We start from the raw sequence: 20,559 nt of genomic DNA on the forward strand, positions 1-20,559 counted from the left end.
GCGGAAGCGAAAAGCCGGCTCGGCGACCGGGTTGCCGAGCAGTCGCGACGAAGCCACCGTGCGCCGCGAACTGCCGCACATCTGGCACGTCATGCAGGAATGCGTGCGTAACGGACGCCACAACACCGGGGAACTACGACCTCAGGGAACTGCGGATAACATCCGAACAACCCGGCATCGGAATGTTCGCCCTCGCCGTGGCGCACAGTGCACTCACGGCCGATCATCCCGCTCGCGTCCAGGAACGCCTCGGCCGCCTGGCCGCCTCGGGCGTACGGCTTCCTGACAGTCGCTCCGGTGAGCAGCAGGCCGTGCCCGTCGACTCACTCGCCCGGCAAGCGGACCTGCTCGTCGAGCTCTGCAGCCGGACGGGACGCCACGCGCCTCACCTGCCCTGAAGAACACCGGCACTCCCGGCCGTGCGCGTTCGCGCGGCCGGGAGTGCCGGTATCCACCGCCTCAGCAGCGTTGTTGGCCGGCCAAGCAGGGCCCTCCCACGTCCTGGCCACCGCCCGACTAGTCTTCGGCAGAAGTGGCCGGGAGCGCTTCACGGATTCGGCTGGTGGCCACATCCAACGACTCCCGCGTCATGTCGGCGGCTGTCTGCGGATCACCGGCGGTCAAGGCTTTGAGCAGGCTCTTCTGGTACATGAGCAGCCTCTCGGATTCGCCGGAGTCGAGGGCGGTCTGCGCTCCGACGATCTTGTAGGAACGGCAGCGGTGCCAGAGGGTGCGGATCGTTTCCAGCAGAACCGGATTGCCCGATGCCTCGTAGATGAAGCTGAGGAACTCCTCATCGTGGTCGAGGTATTCAACCACCCTTCCTTCAGCGACGGCCCGCTCCATACTGCGGTACTCCCCCTCCAGCCTCGCCAGTCCGTTCGCGGAGACCTCCGTCGCGCCGCGCTTCGCGGCGTCCACCTCGAGGAGCCGCCGCACGGCATAGACGTGCAGCAGCTCCTCAGAGGTGAAGCTCTTGACCACGGCGCCCTTGTACGGGGCCGAGTCGGCCAGACCAATGTCCTGGAGGCGTCGGATCGCTTCCCGGACCGGCATGACGCTGGTGCCGAGCTCATCGGCGAGGTCCCGGATGCGCAGCCGGTAGCCGGCGGGCAGCTCACCATTGAGGATCGCCGCGTGAATCGCCTCGAAGACCTGATCTCCCATCCGGGCACTTGGCTCCAGCCTGCGCAACACCATGGACGTCATCTTAGGCCCCGTACCAGCAGGCACGACTCCCTGTGAAGCGGCGGCTCACCTGCCTGCCTTGTCGGCGCCGGAACTGCCTGCCCGCTGCGCTGCGACCTCGCGCTCCCAGTATTCCGCGCCCTGGATGCCCACTCGGTGCGGGTCGAAGACCGGGTCGAGGCCGCTCCGCCGCTGGTCGTCGTAGTCCCTGATGACCTTGCGCACGACGGGGGCCAACAGCAGAACGCTGATCATATTCATCCAGCCGATGAGCCCGTAGCCGATGTCTCCGGCGGCCCACATGGCGTCCGCGTTGGCCACCGCCCCGAAGAACGAGATCGCCAGCGCGCCGACCTTCAGCACCGCCTCCAGCATCCGGTTGCGCCGTTCGCCGAGCAGGAACACCAGGTTGGTGGAAGCGACGTAGAAGAAGAACACCTGCGATGTGAAGGCGAACAGCAGCACGGCCAGTGCGACGAAGGTCGATCCCCATCCCGGCAGACTGGTGTCGATCGCCGATTGCACGAAGTTCGGCCCCGCCACGACTCCCGGCACATTGTTGACGATGAAACCACCAGCGGGGTTCTTCACGTGGTATGCACCCGTGATCACGATCATCAGGCCGGTCGCCATGCAGATCAGCAGAATGTCGATGTAGATGCTGAAGGCCTGGATGATGCCCTGCTTGCCTGGGTGGGTGGTGCGGGCCGCCGCCGCGGCGAAGGTTCCCTCGCCCAACCCGGTCGCGGAGGCGAACACCGCCCGGCGCACACCCCAGGCCACGGCGTACCCGAGCACGCCCGCGAAGACCTGGTCGACCCCCACGGCGCTGTACAGGATGACCAGCAGCGCATGCGGCACCTCATCCAAGTTCAGACCGATAACCACGAACGCGGTGAGGATGTACCCCAATGACATGAAGGGCACGACCGCCTGGGCCACATGCACGACTCGTCGAGTGCCGCCCACGATCACGAACGCGAGCACCGCGGTGATGAACAGGCCCGTCATCCACGCGTCGAGGCCGAACGCGAGCTGGGCGCTGGAGGCGATGTTGTTCGCCTGGATACCGGGGAAGACGAAGCCGTAGCCAATCATCGTCACGACCGCCACGATCACGGCCAACCAGGGCGCGCGCAGCCCGTACTTGATGTAGTACGGCATGCCGCCCCGATCCTCACCACGGACCCGGCGCTTGTAGACCTGCGCCAGCACGGCCTCGGCGTACGCGCAAGTGGAGCCCACCAGGGCCGTGATCGCCATCCACATGATGGCGCCGGGACCGCCTGCGGCCACCGCAGTCGCGACACCGGCGATGCTGCCGACCCCGACCCGGCTCGACATGGTCAACGCCAAGGTCTGGAACGAGGACAGCCCACCGTCCCCGGATTTGCTCGTCCGGAGCTGCTTCAACATATCCGGAAGCCGACGGAACTGAACCCCTTTGGTTAGCAGTGTGAAGAACACACCGATCCCCAAAGCGAAGTAGGCCATCGGGTCCCAGATCCACCCGCTGATGGTGGACAACATTTCCATATCGGGACTCTCCAGCGGTTCGGTGACACCCACCCCGGAGATTGGCGGAACTATACGCGGAATCTTCGCTGAGTCAAACAGACCTTCAAATCCCCATCCGCTCGGGCCGCGCACCACGTGTGAGCCACGCCGCCGGTAGGCGCTCGAAGCGACCCGCAGGACCTCTGAGTTTTTGATCCAGATCACATACAAGGTTGTGTGATCTGTGATCACATCTTACAGTGCTGCATGTAGCGGCGACCGCAGAGCCGTGCAGATCCATACCACCTGACACCCGCCCCGAAGGATCCGCACACCCGACTTTTGGCAGCACACAGGACATGAGAGGAGGCCAGTCACCACGGCGCCATCGCCGGCAAGGCGGACGCATGCGGCCTCCAGTCCACGCGCCAAGCTAGCCGGCTCCGACAACTTGGCGTCTTGGCCGACCCCCTGCGGCCTGTCCCCCTTGAGCTGCAGGGCACCTCGCTCCGCCTGCAGCAGGCTTTGTCGTCATTTCGTGAGCGATGAAGCGACGACGGCGCAGCAACCACTCGATCGGCCATGACCGCAAAAAAGAAACGATTCAGGTCTGCGCCGGAACTCTGCGCCAGAACCCTGCGCCAGAACCGCAAACATCTGCTTGCGTCAATGGTTCCTGCCACCAGAAAGCACCGACATGGTGGCCAACCACACAACGAAGTTACGATCTTGTATCCAATCAAGCCTCGTTCGATGTACGAAATTTACATCTCCTAATCCTTTCCCGCCGGAAGACCACGGAATTCTTGCTCGTTCCGCCACGAATTCGAATTGAGATGCCGCAGCGGAGCGATGTCACCCGACGCCCCGAACGGGTTCCCAACCACGACCGCGCGACTGCCGTGGCGCGGTCGCGCGGACGTGGGGGCTGCGCCGCCGTACTCACGAGGCACAGCGGACGACGGCGCGCCCGGCGACATTGAGCAGCGCTACACGCCCGGTCGGGGTGTCGAAGGACCTCGCAGACCATCGACCATGGTTCAGGGCGGCAGTGTGCTCACGCTCGACCTCCAGCCCGCCCATGGAGAGCGTCGATCTTCCCCTGGGCTTCGCGGGCGGACTGCGCCGCGCGGTCCCGTTCCGCATCGAGGTCGACGCGGAGCCCGGTGAGCTGTTCGCTCAGCACGTCCCGCTCGGAGGTGAGCGTGGCGAGGCGGTTCTCGGCGCCGGCCGCGCGGTCGGCGGCCTCGTGGGCACGGCGCTCGGCGCGTTTCTCGCGGTCCCGCGCGTCCTTCAGCAGAGCCTCGGCTCGCTCCTGTGCGGTGACGGCCTGACCCCGGTCGGCAACTGCCTGGCCCCGGTCGGACTCCGCCTCGGCGGCCCTCTGGTGCGCGGCGTCGGCCGCGGTGTCGGCGTCAACGACGGTCCGCTCGCCCGAAGCGGGAACGGTCCCCCTCTGCCGCTGTAGTAAACGACCACACTGCGAACGTTCTGCTTGATCGAATACGCAGACCGTGGACAGCACCTCATGGGTTGGGACACGCGCCTGCAGCGTTGTGCCAGGCCTCGTGGCGTGGCATACGAACAAATGATCAAGGTGCGGCCCATATCTTGGGTTTCGCTCCTGACACCAACGGGTACGCGTCAAACATTCAGGTCGGCGACCAGTACGACAGCGACCAGTATGACGCAGAGGGCGACTACTACGACGAGCGAACGCCGCGAGCCTGCCCGTACCGGAAGGAGGAGGTAACCGTGACGGTTGCAAACACTCAGGGTGGGGGGTCTCCGGTCCAGCGGGGTTCGTCGGGCAGTTTGGCGGATGTGGTCGAGATGATCCTCGACAAGGGGCTTGTCATCGACGTTTTCGTCCGGGTCTCACTGGTGGGGATCGAGTTGATCACGATTGACGCGCGAATCGTCGTGGCCAGTGTGGACACGTACCTGCGCTTCGCCGAGGCCACCAACAGGTTGGACCTACACCAAAAGGGCGGCAAGGACCTCCCGCAAATGATGGAAGGCATGACGCAGAGCGGAGCCCAGGGTAAGACAAAGGGCGTGCTCGACGCCGCGAAGAACAAGGTCGACGAGTTCCGGGGCGGCGATGACGAAGAGGAACGAGAAAAGCAACCGGCACGACCTCGCCGCCCGCGCAACCGGGAGCGTGAATCATGAGCACCCGGGCAGAACAAGAGACTTCGGAAGAGCCCGGTGTAGTCCAGGGCGTGTACGTGTACGGGCTGCTACCCGAACCGGCGTCGTTGCCGGAAGGTCTGCCCTCGGTCGGAGACGCAGACGAGGAGGTCCGCACTGCCACATACGGGCAGTTGTCCGCCCTGGTCAGCGACGTGCACCTGAGTCGACCGCTCGGCACGCGAGACGATCTGCTCGCCCACGAGCGCGTACTGGACACCCTGGCCGCGGACAGTACCGTGCTGCCGATGCGTTTCGGGGCGGTCGTCGAGGATGCAGACGCTGTCGTCGACGAACTGCTCAAGCCGCACCACGAGCATTTCGAGTCAGTGTTGTCGGAACTCGCCGGACTGGTGCAGTTCACGGTGCGCGGCCGTTATGTGGAGGACGAACACCTACACGAGATCGTCGCTGAACAGCAGGAAATCCGGGAGCTTCGCGAGGCACTACAAGGGATTCCCGACGACGCCGGCCATGCCGAGCGATTGAGACTCGGAGAACTCGTCAACAACGCCGTGGCGCACAAACGCCAGGCCGATGCCGATGTCTTGAACGCCACTGTCAGCCCGCATGCGGTCGCGACTGTCACGCACGAGGTCGGCGGTGAACGGGACGCGGTCAGCATGGCGTTCCTCGTCGACCGTGGCCACCAGGCGGAGTTCGAACGCGCTCTCGACGAGTTGGGGCAGAAGTGGACTCACCGGATCCAGCTTCGCTTGCTCGGCCCGCTGGCGCCGTACGACTTCCTTCCGGATGGCTGAGATGGGTCTACTCACAGGAATCCTCACGTTGCCGCTGGCACCCGTACGCGGTGCCGTGTGGGTCGCTGAACAGGTGCGACATCAGGCCGAGCGACAGCACTTCGATCCGCTGGTGATCCAACGTGAACTCGCCGAAGTGGACGAAGCCTACGAGGCAGGAGAGCTCACCGAGACCCAACGTGACGATCTTCAGGAACAACTGCTCGGCCGGCTTTTCGAAGCGCAACGGCGTCGCCGGGCCGGAGAGGTGTGACGCGGGTGGATACCGCACGCGACGGCGAAGCCAAGGACCGGGGCGATGGAACCGGCAGGGGTGAACGCCCCCGGCGCAGTACGAGCGATACAAGTGCACAGCGTCCCGCACGCTCCCGTGAGGACGCCGACTCCGGACACACCCGCCAATCTCGACCTCGGCTACGAGCCTCCCAAGCCGCACAAGCGGCCATTCTGGAGATCCACGAGCTGACCGGTCGAGACGTGGAAGGAGCCACCTCCGTGCAGCGAAACGAGGACGGGTGGCAGGTCGGTGTCGAAGTGGTCGAAAGCCACCGCATCCCCGACACCACCGACATCCTCGCCGTATACGAAGCCACCCTGGACCCCTCCGGCGAACTCCTCGGGTATCGACGTGTGGAGCGATACCCACGAGGAAGGGGGAACGAACGATGACGCAGGACGGCGGCACCGAAAGCGGAGCACGCCCGCCGGCGTGGTACGGACAGCAGAACGCCCAGCCGGCGCGCCAGGAATCCGCCAACCTCGCCGATATCCTGGAACGCGTCTTGGACAAGGGAATCGTCATCGCCGGTGACATCCAGGTCAACCTTCTGGACATCGAACTACTGACGATCAAGCTCCGGCTCGTGGTGGCCTCGGTCGACCGAGCCCGCGAGATGGGCATCGACTGGTGGGAGCATGATCCCACGCTCTCGTCCGGACATCGCGAGCTGGTGGAGGAGAACAAGCGTCTTCGCGAGCAGGTCGGGGAACTTGAATCCGGCGCCGACCGGCAAGACCGGGGAGAAGAGGACGGCCATGACTGACTCGGTGGTGTACGTCTACGCGATCACCCGCGATCTCCCGCCGGGCGCGCTGGGCGACCTCGAAGGGATCGAAGGTTCGGCCGTGCGAATGGTCACCTCCGGCGACATCGCGGCGGTGGTCAGCACTGTCGACGCCGAGGAGTTCGGCGAACAGGGGCTGCGCAAGAACCTCGAGGACATGCGGTGGCTGGAAAAGACCGTGCGCGAGCACAACCGGATAGTCGACCAGGTCGGGTCACGCTCTGCCGTTGCCCCGATGGGCCTGGCGACCGTTTACTACCAGGACTCCCGGGTGCGGGACGCTCTCACCGACCGCGCCGCAGCCTTCACAGAGGTACTTGACGAGATCACCGGACGAACCGAATGGGGGGTCAAAGGGTATGCGGACCTAGGCGCATTCAACAGCGGACAGGCGGGCGAGTCCGAATCTGAGCAGCGGCCCGGTGCGGCCTACCTGAACAAGCTGCGCGAAAAGCGCAAGAGTCGTGCGGAAGCTGAAGAGCAGTCGTGGCGGCTCGCTCAAGAGGCGCACGCCGCGCTGGTCGGTCTTGCCCAGGCGAGCCGTCTACATCCAGCCCAGAACCGTGAGCTCGCGGGCTACGAGGGCGTCATGGTGCTCAACGGGGCCTACCTGGTGGACAACTCCCGCAACGACGAGTTCATCTCCCATGTGCACGACCTCGGTCAGCGCAGCGCCGCGTTGCGCTTGGAACTCACCGGCCCCTGGCCCGCGTACTCGTTCGCCACCTTCCAGAAGGGACACGGATGACGCTGGCGTCCGATGGCGACCGCGATGTCGTCCGCGACTCCCGCGAAGTCGCGCTCGTCGACCTGCTCGACCGCCTGCTGGCCGGCGGAGTCGTGCTGACCGGCGACGTCACCATTTCGCTGGCGGGCGTGGACCTCGTTCGCGTCTCATTGCGGGCGATCATCACGTCGATCCGGGAGAACAACACGGCCCCGGAAGACTGGGAGCGCGATACTGATGACTGAACCGACCGGCGACGAAGTCCCGCACGCTCACAAGGCCAGCGGGCTGTCGCGGCGCATCGAGAGCGACTCCGAATCTGTCCAACAGGACCTCATGAGGTTGGTTCTGACGATCATCGAACTGGTGCGCCAGCTCATGGAACGCCAAGCCCTTCGGCGGATCGATCAGGAAGACCTCACCGAGGATCAGGTCGAAGACCTCGGCGTCTCACTGATGAAACTGGAAGAGGCCATGACCGAACTCCAGGACCGGTTCGAACTCTCCCCCAGCGACCTCAACCTCGACCTGGGCCCGCTGGGGCCACTCCTGCCCAGGGAAGACGAAAAGTAGCCGAACACTCAGCAACCACCGGAGGTCCGACCCCGGGCTGCCACCCGCGGCCAGCCGGTATGGATCAGCGGAACTGATGGCGGAGAAGGCGCGAAACACAGGTGTTAGGTCCTTCGGCTTCTACCGGAGCATCGGCTCGCGCACCCGATCCCTGTGACTGCTCGGGTAGCGGGTCACGCAGACCGGTCCATTAAAGAGCCGCGCCGTCCTCGTGCTCATCGAGTCGATCACAGACCACACTGTGGTCTTCTGACCAGCAGTCACATTGCTGCATCCCCACCTGGTCATGTTGCTGCCTTGGGACGACGACATGCTCGTCGAATGAGTCTTGGTTCGGTTGGTGCCTGTTCGGGTAGACGTTGAGATGAGGTCCGCGTCTCGCCCCGACCCCGAGCCGGTCACCGTGGAGCCCCCGTCGCAGGCGTGGCTCGCGCCGATCAGGATGGCGTTCACCGACGTGACATTCATGCACTGGTCTGCCGATAGGGAGCAAATCGCTTCGCTGCTTCCCCCAGGCACCGAGCCCGACACGTACGCCGGGCGCACCTACGTCGGGTTGGTCGCCTTCCGGATGCGCTCGTACGGTCCTTTCCTCGAGACCAACGTCCGAGTCTTCTCGGTCGACCACAAAGGCCGTCGTGGAATCGTCTTCCTGGGCATCGAGTCGGACCGGCTGCCTTGGATCCTGGCCGCCCGTGCGGGGTGGTTGCCCTGCGCCTGGTCGCGGATGAGCCTGGTTCGCGACGCCTACGTCCTTACCTACGACAGTGCCCGGCGCTGGCCGGGCCGGCCCACTCCCAGAAGCCGGATCCAAGTTCGGGTCGGGCCACCCACCGATGGCAGCCCACTCGAGCACTTCCTGACTGCCCGCTGGCGGCTTCACCTGCGCGTGCCCGGCCGTACCCTCACCACCCAGCTGTCCCACGACCGCTGGCCATTGCACAACGCCGAGCTGCTCGAACTGGACGACCAACTCATCACCGCAGCCGGTCTTCCTGCCCCCACCACCGCACCGTCCAGCGTGCTCTACGCCCCGGTAGCGTACGGACGGCTCGGACTCCCACAGTGCCTATGACCGCTACCGGAATGAACACGCACCAGCTTCGCGAGCAACCGTCCACGGAGCCCCCATTACCTTGTTGGTGACTTCGATCCTGGAGCTCCTGGTCGCCTCCGGAATGGCATGACTATGTCCCCCCTGGTCGCTCGCATGATCCGGGGGTGCCACCGAATTGCGAGACGCCTGTGGGCCGCTGGATGGGGCCGTGCCGTGCCTTGACGCGTTCGCTTCCGGCGACATCCTGGACTTTCTGACCCTGCTGACCGAACGGGCCGCCGAACTCCTCGACGTGACCGCGGGCGGGGTGATCCTCTCCGACCAAGGCGGTGGCTGGCGCCCCACCGCGGTCCCGCTGCGGTCCCGCCGCGAGGTCATTGGCGCGCCAACCCTGCTCAACACCGAACCCGTCGCCGTCGACGAGGCCAGCACCCAGCTGGGCCTGGCCCTGGCCTACGTGGCCACCGTCGGCATCCTGCACCAGCGCCGCGCGCACCGCGGCGACCTGCTCGCCGGACAGCTCCAGGCCTGCACCACCGGGGGGACCTGACCAGTGGCCTTGCTGCTGACGACACGGTGCTGCGTTATGGTGGAAGTCGGCGGAGTGAGCAGAGCCTCCTCCCCCGTTCGGGTTGAGTAGCGAGCCCTTCCCCGCCAGCGCCTGCTGCGCCCGCGTGACTTGTAGCGGCCGGCAGCAGAGACTCGTCGCCAAGCGAGGGCCCATGAACTTCGAAGAGCTATTCGACGACAGCACCACCGAACCCGCCCCGGCCACCAGCCGCGGCACACCCCCCGGCGAAGGACCGTTCCGCCTGCGGGTGCACCGGCCGCACCGAGAGAAGGCCGTGATCACGGTCGCCGGCCCCCTCGACCTGGCCACCACTGCCCGGTTCACCGAGATACTGCACGCACGCCTACGCGCCACCACGCGCGCGCTCGTGCTCGACCTCAGTGGTGTGACCTTCCTCGGCGCCGCGGCGATCGAAGAGCTGCTCCACGCCGACCGCCACGCCCGCACCACCGGTCAACATCTCACTCTGATCACCGATACCCACGCCGTCGACCGGCCGCTGCAAGCCCTGGACCTCACGACCCGGTTCACCTACGCCGACCAGCCCGTGTCCGAGCGCGCCCAGACCGCAGCCCCCGCACGCCCAAGGACCCCGCATCCCCCGCCCGCGACCCTCGAGACAGTTCCGGCGGAAGTGTCGTCACGTACCGCCCCCACCGGTTGAGGTCCCGGCCGCGGATACCTTCCCGTCAGTAGCAGAGCTCGGCCGCGCGCTCTCGTAGCGCGCGGCGGCTGCCTGCTCACTGATACTGGCGTGCTCGGCGAGCTGGCGCACGCTCGCACCCTGTTCACGAGTCAACCCCCTGGCGGTCCGGTAGAATCAGCGGGAAGTAACGGGCATTTCGGGGGTGTGGTCAGGTTGACGGCGCCACCGTTGGGCTGTCATGCCCCCGGCCACGGCCGCGCATGCTCCGCCGATGCTGTTGCTGGCCACGTCCTGCCCGACACAAGAACCTGTAGCGAACAATCCTTGTGCGGCTTCAAACACCATCGAGGCGGCGAGGCAGAACAGAGCGGGCGCGACGATACGCCCGGTGGCCAAGGAAGCGAACAGCCCCAATGGCATCAGCATGCCGACGTTCAAGGCCAGTTCAGCCACTCCGGAGGCGGAGAACAGCACGCACTCGGAGAAATTCAGCCCACCGAACTGGAACGGTTGGCGTCCCTGCGTCACCGACACGGCCAGTGCCAAGCTTATTCCAGCGAGCATGGCAGGCATCCGAAACCAGCCTCGCCGGGCAGACATCAGCCAGCCCAGCGAGCCCAGCACCACCGCGCTCACTACGAAGACAATCAGCACGCTTTGCTGACCGAGCACGCCTTCTGTCACTGAACTCAGCACTTCGTGTCCCTCCGTACCTCGGATGTCGAGCCCGAAAAGGACGCGGCCCGCTGGCAAACATGTGCGTATCCCGGGTGGCTGGTTCGGACACTGCCGGTCCCAGCACCGGTAGGTAGCGAAGTGCCCGGTCAACTCGGAGGCACGCAGGGCCCGCTCCACGCAGGGCGGGAAGAACACGGTGCTACCGGTGTCCAGGCAGGTCGCGTCGAGATCGAGCGGCCGGCGACCTGGCCTCGCTGACGCAGCACATCGCGCAGCAACAAGGCTGCCTCCTGTACCCGGTAAACGCCCGGCGGGCTCATCAGTATCACGGTAAGAGGAATACCCAGCCTCCGAACGATCAATCCCGACCGGGGTGCCCACTCCGGTGTTCGCCACGACCACCTCTCTCCGTCCGAGATTTCCGTGCCAGGAAGACGCGTTTGACCCGACTCTGGTCCGGGTAAAGACCTCCCGAGAGATCGCTCGCACGCCCGACGAGAGCGCTAGCTTTCAAATCAGCGGCGGCGCTACGCGCCGACGCCTCGAACCCCCGAACCGATCCGGGGTACGGAGCCACTTCGGTGGGTACAAGAGTGCAGTGTTTGTCCATTGTGATCACCGGAGTGAACCCGGTGTGCGTGAGAGGGAAGACGGACCATGGCCTGTACAGCGCATTTGTTGACCATGACCACCCAGCCGGAGCCCGCCGTCGTGGTGCGTGACGTGCACGGTGGCGCGAGGTCCGAAGTGGCGCTTGCCCCCATCGCGACCCCGGACGAGGCCGACACCGAACTGCACAGTGCAGGTTGGACACGTCAAGCTGAGTGGGCAGGGACAAAGGCGGGTAGCTGACGCCCGCCGCCCGCGGTAGAGGAACGGATGGCCGTAGAAAGGATGTTGCATGCCAGCCAACGTTTTCGTGCTTGGCCTGGACGAGTTGAATCTCGAGTCCCTGCAGGAAATGCCTTATCTGTCGCAGTACCGGTTTCACCCGCTGTTGAGCGTCGCCGAGCTCACCGAGTCCAACGAGATCAACCTGGAAGCGCTGCTGTCCAAGGCCCAACGACAGCTGGAGTCCTTCGACGGACCCGTTGATGCGATCATCGGCTACTGGGACTTCCCGGTCAGTTCGATGGTGCCGATCCTGTGCGAGCGCCTCGGGCTGCCCACGACCTCCCTGCAGGCGGTAGCCAAGTGTGAGCACAAGTACTGGAGCCGCCTGGAACAGCAGAAGGTCACCGACGCCCACCCCGCGTTCGGGATCGTCGACCTTGCAGGCACGCCCGAGCCACCGGAGCACATGCGCTTTCCGATGTGGCTCAAGCCGGTCAAGTCGTTTTCCTCCGATTTGGCGTTCAAGGTCAGCGACCGCACCGAGTTCGCCGAGGCGGTCGCGGCCATCCGCGACGGCATCGGCAAGGTGGGCGAGCCGTTCGACTACCTACTGGAATTTCTGGGCTTGCCGGATGAGATCGCCGAGGTCGGCGGCCAGGCCTGTCTCGCCGAGGAGGCTGTCGGCGGCCAACAGGTCACCGTGGAGGGCTACATTCGCCACGGGCAGGTGTGTGCCCAAGGGGTGATCGACTCAATCAACTACGAGGGAACCTCCAGCTTCCTGCGCTACCAGTACCCCTCCCAGCTGCCCGGCGAGGTCTGCGAACGGCTCGTCGACATCTCCCACCGGGTGCTCACCCAGGTCGGGCTGGACAACAGCACCTTCAACATCGAGTATTTCTGGAACCCCGAAACCGGCGCGATCAACCTGCTGGAGGTCAACCCCCGCCTGTCACAGTCGCACGCCCGACTATTCGAGGCTGTCGACGGCGCCCCCAACCACCAGTGCATGGTGCGCTTGGCCTTGGGCCAGGACCCGGAATTGCCCTACCGCCAGGGCGACTACGCGATCGCAGGCAAGTGCTTCCTACGCCGGTTTGCCGACGGGCTGGTGCGCCGAGTCCCCAGCACCGAGGAGCTCGAGCGCCTGTCCCAGGAGATTCCCGACGTCACCGTGGACGTGGTGCCCAAACCCGGCGACCGGCTGGCCGACCTGCCCGGCCAGGACAGCTACAGCTACGAACTCGCCGATATCTTCATCGGCGCCAACCACCATGCCGAACTGATCGACACCTACGAGCGAACCGTGCAAGCGCTGCACTTCGAGTTCGACGAGTAACCGTCCGGGGCCGCTGCTTATAAGGCCCCCCGTATTCCAGGTCTCCACCGGCCGGGGTAATCAGACTCGTGGTGACTGCACTGCTCGTGTGCTGGTCGATCCGACCTCCGCGCCCGAAGGTCTGCGTCGCCCCGGCCACCTGCTGCCGTTGCGCGCCCGGACCGGTGGTGTCCTCGAACGGCGCGGGCACACCGAAGCGGCGGTGGATCTGTGCCGCATCGCGGGGTTGCCCCCGGTCGGTCTGATCGCCGAGTTCATCACTAACCGCGAGCCGGGTGTGGGACGAGCCGCCCGCCGGTCCGAGGTAGCCGAACTCGCCCGCTCCAGGTGATGGTGGCCTAGCACGTCCACCACCAGCCCAATCCCGACATGCTGACCGGACCGACGCTCTCGCGCCGAGTAGCCAGTGCCGTTCCCCGGTCGGCCGGCGTGCCGTCGGTGGCCATGGTTCCGGTCGCGCCCATCACCGTGTGGAGCACAGCGAGCACGAGCAGTCGGACCAAGACCTGCGAGGCGATGTAGCCGGTGCGCCAGACGCGATTCGGGGACGTTGACGGCTCCTCTTGGGAAACGTGCTGACGACCCCATCGCGTCCGAGGTCTGGATCTTTGACGATGCCAACTTGCCGGTGTTCACCCACAGATCGCACGTCATGTCAGCGATCATGTCCGGTCGGACGCTGGGATTCATCCGAATCAGCACTCGGAAGTGGCGGGCCCGTCAGCGGAACCCAGGCGATCGATGGTGGCCAGAAGTTCCTCGGTGGTGCCGAACCGATCGGTGACGCGGGCGCGGTCCTACCGATGAGTTTTCCATGCAGCGGTCGTCTGTTTCGGTAAGGACCAAGCGCTCGCGAGGAGGTGTCTGTCTGATGGGCGAGATTCACGTGAACATGTACGCCACCCTGGACGGCGTCATCGAAGAAAACGGCGGTCCAACCCCGGAGCACGAAACCGACTTCGAGTACGCCGGCTGGCAGGGACCGCACTTCGACAAGGAAAGCGAAGCCCAGGTCATTGCCGACGTGCGGGCGAGCGACGCGCTCTTGCTGGGCCGCAGAACCTACGACATCTTCCGTCGCGCCTGGCCGGGCGCGACGGACGAGATCGGGCACGTGTTCAACCGGGTGCCGAAGTACGTCGCTTCACGGGGCCATCCGGACTTGTCGTGGTCCGGAACCACCCAGATCACCGACGTAGCAGCAGAGGTCCCGGCGCTGCGTGAGGAGCACAAGCAGATGCACCTGTGGGGCAGCGTCGACCTCCTCCAAACGCTGCTCCGCGAGGGTCTGGTCGACCGGCTGAACCTGTGGGTGTATCCGATCGTGCTCGGTCAGGGACAGAAGCTTTTCCCTGACGGAACCGTGCCGTCGCGCTTCGAACTGGTTGAGCCAGCCACGGCCTTCCCGGCGGGTGCGGTGTTGCTGCGCTACAGCCGTGTCGAGGGTCGTCCAGCCACCAGGGCCATGCCCGAAGTGCTCGACCAGCTCGCCGAGCGCGGAACCGACGAAGCCGAGAATCTCCCATCGGAATAGCCGCCCGCGGCCGTTGAGCGCATGCAATCCTGAACACTCGATCTTTTCGACACTTTGTTGGACAGTGACTCCGCCCTTCGTGGCGTGGCCGGTCCAGGGGCGAGTCCGGCGGGTGTTCAACAAACGACCGATTTCAACGTGCCGTTCGTGGAGTGCGATGGGCGGAGAACAAAGCGGCGCACCGCGGGCGTGATCGCAGTGCGTCGTTTGCTTCGTGGAGTTCCCGTGCTGGTTCGCTCAGGCGGGCTCGGGTACTTGTCGACGAGTGGCGGCGTCGAGATCGCATCGAGCCCGACCTCGGAATTGATCCGTAGCATCGGCCGTGGCCCACTCGCTCGCGCGCTGAGAGCCACCCTTCGATAAAAGCCACCTGTTGCCGAGCGTGATCCACACACCGCTGACGATCTGTTCGCGATGGCGACGCCGGCGTGTCTCCTGCAGCCATACCCCGATCGCTGCGAGCACCGGTGCCGTGTACGTGTCCCGTCCCAGCTTCAGGGGGTCTCACCGTGCCCCACACCGGGCCGCGGGACAGCTGGGAAACACCGCCAAATCCCCGTCTACCCAGCGCATATGGGCCGCTTTTGCAGCTCATCATCCTTCGAGCACGCGTATGACCTGTTCGCTGAGGTCATGGCCGAGCACGGTGCCGGGCGTCCCACGCTGGGAACGATATTCCGCTCATTGTTGCTGTGGCGACGGATGCCTTCGATGCGCACCCGGGTTGCCAGAGGGCTTTACTTTTGCTCACTGTTGTGGCTGATGCTGTGGTCCACAGCAGGGACGGAGCAAACCATCCGCTTCGATTTCACCATCCGGGGCATCTTGATCGCGATCGTTTCAATCGCAGTGCGAGCACAAAAGGTGCGCCGCCCGGTGAGTCGACCCGCCCGTGCCGATCAAGCGACTGCTCATGAACTGTTGGAACCGTGTGCCGCTCGAAAAATCATCGTCGCTGGTGGCAGCGGTGTGGTCTTGTCCGGCTGGAAGCATGTGCAGGTGATCGTGTCCCTGCTGTCCAAGGTGACCCGAGAGTTGCTGTCCGTCCCGTCGGCGCTGCTGCGCCGCGGCACCACCAAACACGCGGCACTGCTCGTGCTACTGCATGAGAACCGGTCCTGCGCCGTCAGCTTGCCGACCCGATCCGCTATGACCTGCCTGCCGGGAATCACCACGATTCGGAGCTCTCGTCGAATCGTGGGTACCGCCGGATGAGCTCCTCACGGCCCGCGGAGCGAAGCTTGAGGGCGAGGAGGGGAAAGGTGAGGACCGAAACCATGGCTGCGCCGACCAGTGCTGCCGCCTCGCCCGCGCCAATCACCTTGCCGTCGAGGCCGATGGTCGTGATGGCGACGACGAGGGGCAGACAGGTCGATCCGTAGCAGGCCAGGGCCGTGCGGTCGCGGCGGAGCAGGTCAGACGGGGCCAACAGGTACAGGGGCAGGCCGCGGACGAGGATGAAGAGGAGCAGGAAGGCCGGGAGCAGAGCGAGAGCGCGGCCGTCACCGAGCAGGGCGTCGAGGTCGAATTCGATACCGGTGACGACGAAGAAGATCGGGACCAGGAAACCGAACCCCATCGCCTCGATCCTGCTGAGCACCTCGCCGCTGTCGTCGGGGGCGGCACCGCGCAGGACCAACCGCGTGATGACACCGGCCGCGAACGCTCCGAGGAGGATATCGAGACCGAAGACGTGGGACAGGCCCAGCATCGCAGCTAGCACCAGCATCACGTATCGAACCGCGAACTGGCCGCTGCTGTGCAAGGTCTTGGCGACCAGCCGGGAGAACCAGGGCGGGCGGGGTCGCAGCGCCCAGAACACGGCCGCCACAGTGATTGCGGCGAACCCGATCAGCAGCACCGTGGACTTGCCGAGCTCTCGACCGCTGAGCAACAAAGCCATGGCGATGATCGGGCCGAACTCACCGACCGCCCCGAACGCGAGGACCACCGAGCCGAAGCGACCGCGCAGATCGCCAGAATCGCGCAGTATCGGCATGACCGTGCCCAATGCGGTGCTCGTGAGCGCGGTGCCGATGACGAAGCTCGTGGTCACCCGCCCCCCAGTGAGGGCGAAAGCGATCGCGAGCCCGGCAGCGAGCGAGGCCAACCAAGCGAAGATCGAGCGGCGCAGGGTTTCCCCGCGCACTGCGGCGAAGTCGATCTCGTACCCGGCGAGGAAGATCAGCATGGTCAGGCCGAGGTCGGCGAGGACGTCGATGAACTGCTCTTGATGGGCCCAGCCGAGCACGTCAGGGCCGATGAGGACGCCCAGCAGGATCTCGAAGATGACCAGCGGAACGGGTATCCAGCGGCCGATGCCGTACGCGAAGACAGGAGCGAGGACCGCGATGGCCATGATCAAGATGAGCGTCCCGGGCTGCGCCATGGCTCGTATTTAAGTTGTGCCGGGCGACGCGGCAACTCGACGGAAAGCCGCAACCTGCGCGGTCACCTTGGCACTGTCGTCTTCGAAGTCGGGACCTGCGAAATATCGGGCCACCAGCGCCCATACCGGTGCACGCGGCGCAGCCGCCAGGTCGCGGCGACAGCGGCCGGAGACGTCAAGCGAGTGCACCTCGAACTCGACGGTATAGCTCCCTCGACGTCTTCTGGATGTCCTCGTGGCACCGGCGGCAGATCACCAGGAGGTTTCCCTGGCATTTAGAGCTCCTCCCCCAATCTGGTCACGACATATTCAAACACACGAACGTCACTCCTGGACTGATCAGATTACTCAGAATTCCGTCCGCCAATCTGACGGGCTTATGCGCAAGCACGCCACCCGACAGCACACTTCGGACAATTTTCATTCTTTTGGAGTACAGATAAGTAAACCCCGGACGCGTTAAGATCCACCCATCGACCGAAATTCCCAATTTTCTGTTTCAGTGCCGGGGCACGCGAGCGAACAGTGAGTGGCGACACGTTGCTTGCGTCGACTTCAGTGCGGATCACGACCTCCGCGGAAGGCTAACGTAAACGGGAAGAGCAGCTGCCATTGGGGCCGGAACCGCCGCCGCGACCGCCGCGTACATCTTGGCGAAAACAATGTCGACGTGCACCTTTATGAAGCGTTCCGGGCACATCGGCCCGTCAATGTCGATCCCGTTGCAGCCTTGTGCGCCGATTTCGACGCTTTCGCGGGCGTAACCGAAAGACGACCACCATGCGCACCCGAGTGGGGATACGTTATCGTGAAGGGACAAGGATGTCTGAAGTTTCCACGGTGAGCCGCGAAGGTTCGCATGGGGAAAATGTCGCCGAGCGGACCGAATGGCAGCCGCAGCCCATTCGGTCGGATGAACCGGGGACCGTCCTTCTGTCGATAAACTCTTTGTTGCTGGATGGTTCCCCGCGGCGAGCCGGCGCGAATAACGAGCACATTAGGCTGCTCTCCGAGTCGGAGGAACGATTACCCCCCATTATCGTACACGGTCGATCCGGACGGGTCATCGATGGAATACACAGGGTCCACGCGGCAACCCTGCGTGGCGAAGACAAAATCGAAGCAAAAGTGTATAATGGCACGGATAGCGACGCTTTTCTGCTCGCCGTGCAGATGAACATCGCGCACGGATTGCCGCTGACCCATGCTGATCGGACCACGGCAGCGGCCCGGATTATTCAGTTGCACCCGCAGTGGTCGAACCGGAGGATCGCCACCGTTACTGGTCTCTCCGCAGGAACTGTCGGTAAGCTGCGCTGGCGTTCAAATTCGCACAATGCCCAGTCAACCACGAGGGTGGGTAAAGACGGCCGAGCACGGCCTGCCAGTAGCTCCGCGGCCAGACTGAAGGTCACCAAGCTACTGGCCGAGAAACCCACCGCGTCGATCCGCGCCATCGCGAACGAGGCCGGTGTGTCGCACTCCACCGTGCATAACGTGCGGCAACGCGTGCGTGCAGGCCAGGAACCAACATTGCAGCGGCAGGGATCCCAAGGATCACCAGCCACACCCCGGCCGCTTGAGATCTGCGCTCCTGGAGAAACGACCGAGAAGCCGGGCCCCACACGTGGTTGTGACGTTGCCGCCATCCTGGCCACTCTGAAGGCAGACCCGTCGCTCCGGTTCAAAGAGGCGGGTCGGTTTCTGCTCCGATGGTTGGACCAGAACCGGGTAGAAATGACGGGACCCAACAAGATCGCCGAAATGGTCCCCGACCACTGCGCGGCCTCGGTGGCGAAACTGGCACGCGGGTACGCACGGGTGTGGAGCGAATTCGCAGAACAGCTCGAAGAACGTTGACTCCTCCGGTTTTCGTGATTGCCCGTTTAGCACTACTCACGTGCACCGATGCAAGCGGTCAGAGGGTTTGGGAGCGGCCATGGGTCAGCCGGTGATTCGGACTATCACATTGGGACTCACGGGTCCCCACCCGCTGTCCGAGCCTAGACTCGCGGACGCTGCCACCCGGCTGCGGGAGGTGGAGGCCGCCTACCGGCAAGCCGGCTACGAGGTGCAGACGGTCCGTATCACCACCCCTCCGGTGTTTGACGACTTCCCCGGCCGACCCGACGAGCTGATCTCCTACGCCCGCCGCCTACAAGCCGACCTCGATCGCCTCGGAATCGACCACTTCTCATTGGGGGCAGCGCAGGCAACCCGGCGGGATATCCTGCTGGAGCAGATCGCGGTGATCGAAGACCTGATACCGGACCTCCCTGCGCTGAACTGCGCCGTCCAGATTGCCACGGCACAGCACGGCATCCTGGTCGATGCGGTGGTGCCGACGGCCCGCACGATGCTCCGGATCGCGCAGCGGACCGAGGAAGGAATAGGCAACTTCCGGTTCGCGGCTCTTGCCTGCGTGCCGTCCGACCACCCATTTTTTCCAGCCAGTTACCACCAGGGACCGGACGCACTCACAATCGGCCTGCAGGGAGCCGGAATCGTGACTGCTGCGCTCTCCCACGGTAATGGTCTCGACCCTGCGTCGATCACTGCGCGAGTGCGCGAAGCGATGATCACCGAAGCGACCCCCGTGGTGCGACTCGGCCAGCGACTGGCTGAGGAGTCCGGCCTGCGATTCGGTGGCATCGACCTCTCACCGGCACCATCCGTCGACACCAGCATCGGTGCGGCCATAGAACACGGCCTCGTCGGCAGGTTCGGTGCTCCCGGCACAGTAGCGGTGGTGGGAGCGATCACCGAGGCCCTGCGCAGCACGAACCTGCCGAAATGCGGCTACAACGGACTGATGCTACCGGTCATGGAGGACGCCGTACTGGCGCGTGAGTGGGCCGAGGGTCGCCTCAGGATGCACCAGTTGCTGGCCTACTCAACGGTCTGCGGAACCGGTTTGGACACCGTGCCGCTGCCGGGGGACACCTCCGTCGACGACATCGCCGGTCTGCTCCTGGACACGGCGACTCTCGCCATCCGGCTAGCCAAGCCGCTGTCCGCACGGCTGTTCCCGTTGCCCGGCAAGCAATCCGGTGACCACACCACGTTCACTTCGCCGTACCTGATCAACCTGCGTCTGCCGTGACCTCGAAGAGACCGATTTCGGTCCGGTCCTGCAACTGGAAGGTGTTTCCCGCGTGTTCGACCAGTAGGTTTCAGCGGCCGGCCAGCGGTCACTGAGCTGCTGGCGAATGCGTTCAACCCGGGTTTCGTGCGCCGTGAGGTGCTGTGGTTTGAGTGGAGGTGGAAGACCTTCGCCGTCGGGTCGTCGCAGCGATCCGGCAGGAGCTGAGGGCAGGCTGATCCGGGAGGTGCCGGGGAGGCTTGGAGCAGCCCTGACAAAGCCGGGACGTGCCACCACTGCCGCTTTCGCGGTCTCGCGGTACCGCGATCTCGACCCCGCCCAACCGCGTCCGAGACCACCGTCTTGGTGCGTGTCCCGTTACGGATATTCGACGAGTCCCGATCCGGTTCGCTTGTCGCCGGAGCA

24 protein-coding genes are annotated in these 20,559 nt (G+C 64.9%); 19 read left to right on the forward strand and 5 right to left on the reverse strand.

Annotation, left to right across the window (positions count from 1 at the left end):
* Nucleotides 1-516: 516 nt before the first annotated feature.
* Entirely contained in the window at nucleotides 517-1,200 is a 684-nt protein-coding gene (locus tag ACYVAN_RS15645; protein ID WP_460960222.1) for a GntR family transcriptional regulator, read from the reverse strand.
* Nucleotides 1,201-1,254: 54 nt separating this feature from the next.
* Nucleotides 1,255-2,724, reverse strand: a complete 1,470-nt coding sequence (locus ACYVAN_RS15650; RefSeq protein WP_460960224.1) for an alanine/glycine:cation symporter family protein — start codon at nucleotides 2,722-2,724, stop codon at nucleotides 1,255-1,257.
* A gap of 1,042 nt (nucleotides 2,725-3,766) precedes the next feature.
* On the opposite strand from ACYVAN_RS15650, the gene ACYVAN_RS15655 reads away from it, so the two are divergent.
* The 12 genes from ACYVAN_RS15655 to ACYVAN_RS15710 all read left to right on the forward strand — a co-directional run bounded on the left by ACYVAN_RS15655 (nucleotide 3,767) and on the right by ACYVAN_RS15710 (nucleotide 10,295).
* Entirely contained in the window at nucleotides 3,767-4,153 is a 387-nt protein-coding gene (locus ACYVAN_RS15655; RefSeq protein ID WP_460960226.1) for a hypothetical protein, read from the forward strand.
* A gap of 143 nt (nucleotides 4,154-4,296) precedes the next feature.
* Nucleotides 4,297-4,860 (forward strand): gas vesicle protein GvpJ, encoded by a 564-nt coding sequence (gene gvpJ, locus ACYVAN_RS15660; protein WP_460960228.1) that lies wholly within the window; start codon nucleotides 4,297-4,299, stop codon nucleotides 4,858-4,860.
* Nucleotides 4,857-5,639 carry a GvpL/GvpF family gas vesicle protein gene (locus ACYVAN_RS15665; protein WP_460960230.1) on the forward strand — a complete coding sequence of 261 codons (783 nt, stop codon included), beginning with the start codon at nucleotides 4,857-4,859 and terminating at the stop codon, nucleotides 5,637-5,639. The genes gvpJ and ACYVAN_RS15665 overlap by 4 nt, the downstream gene beginning before the upstream one ends.
* Nucleotide 5,640: 1 nt before the next feature.
* A complete protein-coding gene (locus ACYVAN_RS15670; protein WP_460960232.1) occupies nucleotides 5,641-5,892 on the forward strand; it encodes a gas vesicle protein GvpG in 252 nt (83 codons plus the stop codon).
* Nucleotides 5,893-5,897: 5 nt separating this feature from the next.
* Nucleotides 5,898-6,308 carry a gas vesicle protein GvpO gene (locus tag ACYVAN_RS15675; RefSeq protein WP_460960234.1) on the forward strand — a complete coding sequence of 137 codons (411 nt, stop codon included), beginning with the start codon at nucleotides 5,898-5,900 and terminating at the stop codon, nucleotides 6,306-6,308.
* Nucleotides 6,305-6,682: a gas vesicle protein gene (locus ACYVAN_RS15680; RefSeq protein WP_460960235.1), complete on the forward strand. Its 378-nt coding sequence runs from the start codon at nucleotides 6,305-6,307 to the stop codon at nucleotides 6,680-6,682. The genes ACYVAN_RS15675 and ACYVAN_RS15680 overlap by 4 nt, the downstream gene beginning before the upstream one ends.
* A complete protein-coding gene (locus ACYVAN_RS15685; RefSeq protein WP_460960237.1) occupies nucleotides 6,675-7,451 on the forward strand; it encodes a GvpL/GvpF family gas vesicle protein in 777 nt (258 codons plus the stop codon). Before ACYVAN_RS15680 ends, ACYVAN_RS15685 begins: the two co-directional genes overlap by 8 nt.
* Nucleotides 7,448-7,675: a gas vesicle protein gene (locus tag ACYVAN_RS15690; RefSeq protein ID WP_460960239.1), complete on the forward strand. Its 228-nt coding sequence runs from the start codon at nucleotides 7,448-7,450 to the stop codon at nucleotides 7,673-7,675. The genes ACYVAN_RS15685 and ACYVAN_RS15690 overlap by 4 nt, the downstream gene beginning before the upstream one ends.
* Complete coding sequence (locus tag ACYVAN_RS15695; protein WP_460960241.1) at nucleotides 7,668-8,003, forward strand: gas vesicle protein K; 336 nt, start codon at nucleotides 7,668-7,670, stop codon at nucleotides 8,001-8,003. The genes ACYVAN_RS15690 and ACYVAN_RS15695 overlap by 8 nt, the downstream gene beginning before the upstream one ends.
* Before the next feature lie 364 nt (nucleotides 8,004-8,367).
* On the forward strand, nucleotides 8,368-9,078 hold the full coding sequence (locus ACYVAN_RS15700; RefSeq protein ID WP_460960243.1) for a YqjF family protein: 711 nt from the start codon (nucleotides 8,368-8,370) through the stop codon (nucleotides 9,076-9,078).
* Nucleotides 9,079-9,268: 190 nt separating this feature from the next.
* Nucleotides 9,269-9,610, forward strand: coding sequence for a hypothetical protein (locus tag ACYVAN_RS15705; RefSeq protein WP_460960245.1), 342 nt, complete (start codon nucleotides 9,269-9,271; stop codon nucleotides 9,608-9,610).
* Nucleotides 9,611-9,782: 172 nt separating this feature from the next.
* On the forward strand, nucleotides 9,783-10,295 hold the full coding sequence (locus tag ACYVAN_RS15710; protein ID WP_460960247.1) for an STAS domain-containing protein: 513 nt from the start codon (nucleotides 9,783-9,785) through the stop codon (nucleotides 10,293-10,295).
* Nucleotides 10,296-10,451: 156 nt separating this feature from the next.
* Here the strand turns inward: ACYVAN_RS15710 and ACYVAN_RS15715 are convergent, their stop codons facing one another.
* Complete coding sequence (locus ACYVAN_RS15715) at nucleotides 10,452-10,973, reverse strand: VanZ family protein (protein ID WP_460960249.1); 522 nt, start codon at nucleotides 10,971-10,973, stop codon at nucleotides 10,452-10,454.
* Nucleotides 10,974-11,612: 639 nt separating this feature from the next.
* On the opposite strand from ACYVAN_RS15715, the gene ACYVAN_RS15720 reads away from it, so the two are divergent.
* From ACYVAN_RS15720 to ACYVAN_RS15730, 3 genes are read left to right on the forward strand one after another with little or no spacing between them, the layout of a single operon-like run.
* The gene (locus tag ACYVAN_RS15720) at nucleotides 11,613-11,807 is read left to right on the forward strand and encodes a hypothetical protein (RefSeq protein WP_460960251.1); all 195 of its coding nucleotides are present in this window, start codon (nucleotides 11,613-11,615) and stop codon (nucleotides 11,805-11,807) included.
* A 49-nt stretch (nucleotides 11,808-11,856) separates the two neighbouring features.
* Nucleotides 11,857-13,128: an ATP-grasp domain-containing protein gene (locus tag ACYVAN_RS15725; RefSeq protein ID WP_460960253.1), complete on the forward strand. Its 1,272-nt coding sequence runs from the start codon at nucleotides 11,857-11,859 to the stop codon at nucleotides 13,126-13,128.
* A 19-nt stretch (nucleotides 13,129-13,147) separates the two neighbouring features.
* A complete protein-coding gene (locus tag ACYVAN_RS15730) occupies nucleotides 13,148-13,459 on the forward strand; it encodes a 3,4-dihydroxy-2-butanone-4-phosphate synthase (protein ID WP_460960679.1) in 312 nt (103 codons plus the stop codon).
* A 7-nt stretch (nucleotides 13,460-13,466) separates the two neighbouring features.
* On the opposite strand, the gene ACYVAN_RS15735 is transcribed toward ACYVAN_RS15730, so the two are convergent.
* Nucleotides 13,467-13,646, reverse strand: coding sequence for a DUF6346 domain-containing protein (locus tag ACYVAN_RS15735; RefSeq protein ID WP_460960681.1), 180 nt, complete (start codon nucleotides 13,644-13,646; stop codon nucleotides 13,467-13,469).
* Between the two features lie 353 nt (nucleotides 13,647-13,999).
* On the opposite strand from ACYVAN_RS15735, the gene ACYVAN_RS15740 reads away from it, so the two are divergent.
* Nucleotides 14,000-14,662: a dihydrofolate reductase family protein gene (locus ACYVAN_RS15740; RefSeq protein ID WP_460960255.1), complete on the forward strand. Its 663-nt coding sequence runs from the start codon at nucleotides 14,000-14,002 to the stop codon at nucleotides 14,660-14,662.
* Between the two features lie 633 nt (nucleotides 14,663-15,295).
* Nucleotides 15,296-15,877, forward strand: coding sequence for a hypothetical protein (locus tag ACYVAN_RS15745; RefSeq protein WP_460960257.1), 582 nt, complete (start codon nucleotides 15,296-15,298; stop codon nucleotides 15,875-15,877).
* On the opposite strand, the gene ACYVAN_RS15750 is transcribed toward ACYVAN_RS15745, so the two are convergent.
* The gene (locus ACYVAN_RS15750; RefSeq protein WP_460960259.1) at nucleotides 15,831-17,051 is read right to left on the reverse strand and encodes a cation:proton antiporter; all 1,221 of its coding nucleotides are present in this window, start codon (nucleotides 17,049-17,051) and stop codon (nucleotides 15,831-15,833) included. The genes ACYVAN_RS15745 and ACYVAN_RS15750 overlap by 47 nt on opposite strands.
* Nucleotides 17,052-17,873: 822 nt before the next feature.
* Here ACYVAN_RS15750 and ACYVAN_RS15755 point away from each other — a divergent pair.
* Nucleotides 17,874-18,911, forward strand: a complete 1,038-nt coding sequence (locus ACYVAN_RS15755) for a hypothetical protein (RefSeq protein WP_460960261.1) — start codon at nucleotides 17,874-17,876, stop codon at nucleotides 18,909-18,911.
* A gap of 79 nt (nucleotides 18,912-18,990) precedes the next feature.
* On the forward strand, nucleotides 18,991-20,154 hold the full coding sequence (locus ACYVAN_RS15760; RefSeq protein ID WP_460960263.1) for a DUF711 family protein: 1,164 nt from the start codon (nucleotides 18,991-18,993) through the stop codon (nucleotides 20,152-20,154).
* The last annotated feature ends 405 nt before the right edge of the window (nucleotides 20,155-20,559 follow it).

The organism is Parasphingorhabdus pacifica (genome assembly GCF_054779195.1).

What these genes read in the sequence shown, in the direction of transcription:
- ACYVAN_RS15745 (WP_460960257.1), top strand. Translation starts at nt 15,296, where the DNA reads ATGGCCGAGCACGGTGCCGGGCGTCCCACGCTGGGAACGATATTCCGC.
- ACYVAN_RS15720 (WP_460960251.1), top strand. Translation starts at nt 11,613, where the DNA reads ATGGCCTGTACAGCGCATTTGTTGACCATGACCACCCAGCCGGAGCCC.
- ACYVAN_RS15700 (WP_460960243.1), top strand. Translation starts at nt 8,368, where the DNA reads ATGAGGTCCGCGTCTCGCCCCGACCCCGAGCCGGTCACCGTGGAGCCC.
- ACYVAN_RS15665 (WP_460960230.1), top strand. Translation starts at nt 4,857, where the DNA reads ATGAGCACCCGGGCAGAACAAGAGACTTCGGAAGAGCCCGGTGTAGTC.
- ACYVAN_RS15695 (WP_460960241.1), top strand. Translation starts at nt 7,668, where the DNA reads ATGACTGAACCGACCGGCGACGAAGTCCCGCACGCTCACAAGGCCAGC.
- ACYVAN_RS15685 (WP_460960237.1), top strand. Translation starts at nt 6,675, where the DNA reads ATGACTGACTCGGTGGTGTACGTCTACGCGATCACCCGCGATCTCCCG.
- ACYVAN_RS15680 (WP_460960235.1), top strand. Translation starts at nt 6,305, where the DNA reads ATGACGCAGGACGGCGGCACCGAAAGCGGAGCACGCCCGCCGGCGTGG.
- ACYVAN_RS15655 (WP_460960226.1), top strand. Translation starts at nt 3,767, where the DNA reads ATGGAGAGCGTCGATCTTCCCCTGGGCTTCGCGGGCGGACTGCGCCGC.
- ACYVAN_RS15725 (WP_460960253.1), top strand. Translation starts at nt 11,857, where the DNA reads ATGCCAGCCAACGTTTTCGTGCTTGGCCTGGACGAGTTGAATCTCGAG.
- ACYVAN_RS15650 (WP_460960224.1), bottom strand. Translation starts at nt 2,724, where the DNA reads ATGGAAATGTTGTCCACCATCAGCGGGTGGATCTGGGACCCGATGGCC.
- ACYVAN_RS15670 (WP_460960232.1), top strand. Translation starts at nt 5,641, where the DNA reads ATGGGTCTACTCACAGGAATCCTCACGTTGCCGCTGGCACCCGTACGC.
- ACYVAN_RS15710 (WP_460960247.1), top strand. Translation starts at nt 9,783, where the DNA reads ATGAACTTCGAAGAGCTATTCGACGACAGCACCACCGAACCCGCCCCG.
- ACYVAN_RS15755 (WP_460960261.1), top strand. Translation starts at nt 17,874, where the DNA reads ATGTCTGAAGTTTCCACGGTGAGCCGCGAAGGTTCGCATGGGGAAAAT.
- ACYVAN_RS15760 (WP_460960263.1), top strand. Translation starts at nt 18,991, where the DNA reads ATGGGTCAGCCGGTGATTCGGACTATCACATTGGGACTCACGGGTCCC.
- ACYVAN_RS15690 (WP_460960239.1), top strand. Translation starts at nt 7,448, where the DNA reads ATGACGCTGGCGTCCGATGGCGACCGCGATGTCGTCCGCGACTCCCGC.
- ACYVAN_RS15750 (WP_460960259.1), bottom strand. Translation starts at nt 17,051, where the DNA reads ATGGCGCAGCCCGGGACGCTCATCTTGATCATGGCCATCGCGGTCCTC.
- ACYVAN_RS15645 (WP_460960222.1), bottom strand. Translation starts at nt 1,200, where the DNA reads ATGGTGTTGCGCAGGCTGGAGCCAAGTGCCCGGATGGGAGATCAGGTC.
- ACYVAN_RS15740 (WP_460960255.1), top strand. Translation starts at nt 14,000, where the DNA reads ATGGGCGAGATTCACGTGAACATGTACGCCACCCTGGACGGCGTCATC.